Consider the following 2745-nt stretch of genomic DNA (forward strand, 5'->3'; position numbering starts at 1 on the left):
CTGGGTATCCAGTATATGCTGGGTGTCTGGGATCTGCTGGACCGCCTGGATGAGGAGAAAGCCAAGGCGTAACCCGCCCTTTGTTCCTTCTTTGCAAAGAAGGAACCGAAGAAATTCCAACTAAAAATCCCCCGCAGGGAAATTCCCTGCGGGGGATTTTTGTATAGAGTTCTTTTGGTTCTTTTCTTGCAAGAAAAGAACGAAAGCGGGCTCACACGCTGTGGCTCACACCGCACCGTAGATGCCCTGGACCGATACTTCGCCGGTAAAAACGCGGGTCTCGCCGTTTTCGCCTTCCACGATCAAACGTCCTTCCTCGTCCACATCCACGGCAGTGCCCGCGCCGCCCTCATAGGTCACGCGGCGGCCCAGGTTCACGCAGCGGGCCTTGTACCGTTCCCGGTACGGGGCAAAGCCCTCCACCTCGTAGGTATACAGTTCCCGGTCAAAGCCGAAATCCGTCATATACTGGGCCAGCCATTCCGGGTCCACTTCCAGGTCCACCTTGACCCCCTGCAGGGCCAGGCTGGTGCCGTGGGGCAGGCCCGCGGCGTCAAAATAGGCCTGGTCCTGGGCCAGGTTGATGCCAATGCCCGACAGAACACTGTGTCCGTCGGGGGCACCCTCGCACAGGATACCCACCACCTTTTTGCCGTTGAGCAAAAGATCATTGGGCCACTTGATCTGGCACTGTACGCCGTAGCGCTGTTCCAGGGCATCGGCCACCGCCAGGCTGGAAAACAGCGGCAGGGTGGACGGCTGCACCAGCGGCGTTTTGAGCACCACCGTGTAATACAGAGCCTTGCCCGGGGCGTCGATCCACTGACGGCCCAGCCGTCCCCGGCCCGCCGTCTGGCTGGTGGAATACACCGCCCCGATGGGCCCGAACTCCTGCAGATGGGCCTTGGCCCAGGTATTGGTGCTGTCTACTTCCGGAATATACTGTACACTTTCGTTCAAAATGCAGGCACCCGCTTCCATCCGAAGGCACACTGGCCGTCGGTCACTTCAATCACGCCATAGCTGCCGCCGTCCCGCAGGCTGCCGGGATTGAACACGGTAGCCGCCGTGCCCACGCCCCGCTGCAGTTCCCGCACATGGGTGTGGCCGAAAAGCGCCACATCGGCGCCGCGGGCCCCGGCCGATTCCGCCAGCCGTTCACTGCCCATCTTGACGCCGTAGTGGTGGCCGTGGGTGTAAAAGAAGAGCACCCCCGCAAAGGGCGCCATGCCCTCGGTGGGTTCCTCGTAGCCGGTATCGCAGTTGCCCGCCACCCGGTAGATGGGGTACGGCACCGGCGTTTTGCGCAGCTGCAAAGCCGCGTTCAGATCATACAATCCGTCACCGAGATAAAACATAGCCTCGGCTTCCTCATGATCCAGCACCCAGCGCAGGTCGCGCAGGCGGCCGTGCACATCGCTGATGACAAGGATCTTTGTGGTTTCAGACATGAAAGTAAATCCTTTCTGGAAAAATCAGAATATCCCCGCGGCGGGGGATCGCCGCCCGCTTACTCCTTGGCGATCAACTCTTTGTAAATCTCTCCCTTGGAGAAGGGCGTGCCTGCCGCCGCCTGCTTGGCCGCGGCGGAAGGGGGCATACCGCCCGCCAACAAGGTTCTGGCGGCGGCCACCACTTCTTCTTTGGTGGGTTCGGCATCGGCAGCCGCGGCGGCCGGGTCGGCCCCTGCCACCACCAGCACATACTCGCCCCGGGGATCGTGTTCCTTGTAATAGGCCACCGCCTCACCCAGGGTAGTTTTGACGATCTCCTCGTGGAGTTTGGTCAACTCCCGGCAAAGGCTGACCGGACGTTCCGGCCCGAATGCCCCGGCCAGATCGTCCAGGGTCCCCCGCAGTTTGTGGGGGGCTTCGTACAACAGTATGGTCCGGGTCTCGCCCTGCAAAGCCGCCAACCGTTCCCGCCGTTCCCGCTTGGGTACCGGCAGGAATCCTTCAAACACAAACCGGGCGGTAGGCTGCCCGCTGGCGGCCAGCGCCGTAATGCAGGCGGATGCGCCGGGCACCGGCACCACCCGGATGCCCCGGGCGTGGGCTTCGGCCACGATCTGTTCCCCGGGGTCGCTGATGCAGGGCATGCCCGCATCGCTGCACAGGGCGCAGTCCTCCCCCGCTTCGATGCGCTGCAAAATGGCTTCGCCGTGGTGCAGGGCGTGTTCATAATAGCTGACCAGCGGCTTTTTCAGTCCCAGATGGTTCAGCAGCCGCAGGGTCACACGGGTATCCTCGGCGGCCACAAAATCCACCGCCCCGAAAGTCGCCGCCACCCGGGGCGGCATATCGTCCAGGTTGCCGATGGGTGTAGCCACCAGATACAAAGTCCCGGCCAAAACAAAGCCCCCTTTTTCTATAATATTTTATTATACCGAACCTGTCTGCCGTTGGCAAGTTTGACGCGTGGTTTTCCCGGTGGGTTCGCGCTGCCGGGATATGTTCCTTTTTGACCGACCAAAAAGGAACCGAAAAAGTCGCCGCTAGTTCCGAGGCGCGGAGCACGGCTTGGGGGTTACTCACCCCCAAGACCCCCAAAGGAGAAGTCGAATCGAAAAAATCGGGAAAAACGCCTGGAGAGACTGTTTTTCCATCGATTTTTCCGATTCTCCACCGTTGATTCGGGTGTGCCCGAACCCCCGTAATGGAAAATGATATATAAAAAGGCATGGTCCAAAGACCATGCCTTTTTGATCAGAGTTTCTTCGGTTCCTTCTTTGCAAAGAAGGAACAA

Annotated in this window: 4 protein-coding genes; all 4 read right to left on the reverse strand. The window is 60.3% G+C overall.

Annotated features, from left to right (window positions below; all coding sequences use genetic code 11):
* Positions 1 to 225: 225 nt before the first annotated feature.
* A complete protein-coding gene (locus H6B10_RS13885; protein WP_243427398.1) occupies positions 226 to 960 on the reverse strand; it encodes a biotin--[acetyl-CoA-carboxylase] ligase in 735 nt (244 codons plus the stop codon).
* Positions 957 to 1451 (reverse strand): metallophosphoesterase family protein, encoded by a 495-nt coding sequence (locus tag H6B10_RS13890; RefSeq protein ID WP_204652146.1) that lies wholly within the window; start codon positions 1449 to 1451, stop codon positions 957 to 959. Before H6B10_RS13890 ends, H6B10_RS13885 begins: the two co-directional genes overlap by 4 nt.
* A gap of 59 nt (positions 1452 to 1510) precedes the next feature.
* Complete coding sequence (gene rsmI / locus H6B10_RS13895) at positions 1511 to 2350, reverse strand: 16S rRNA (cytidine(1402)-2'-O)-methyltransferase (protein WP_204652147.1); 840 nt, start codon at positions 2348 to 2350, stop codon at positions 1511 to 1513.
* Positions 2351 to 2526: 176 nt separating this feature from the next.
* Positions 2527 to 2745, reverse strand: a 219-nt coding sequence (locus H6B10_RS13900) for a hypothetical protein (RefSeq protein WP_204652148.1), incomplete at its 5' end; no start/stop codon positions are given.

Source organism: Gemmiger formicilis (genome assembly GCF_016901605.1).
Lineage (GTDB): Bacteria > Bacillota > Clostridia > Oscillospirales > Ruminococcaceae > Gemmiger > Gemmiger formicilis_B.

Bases quoted from the DNA above. Each gene is read 5' to 3' on its own strand.
- H6B10_RS13890 (WP_204652146.1), bottom strand. From the start codon at position 1,451: ATGTCTGAAACCACAAAGATCCTTGTCATCAGCGATGTGCACGGCCGC.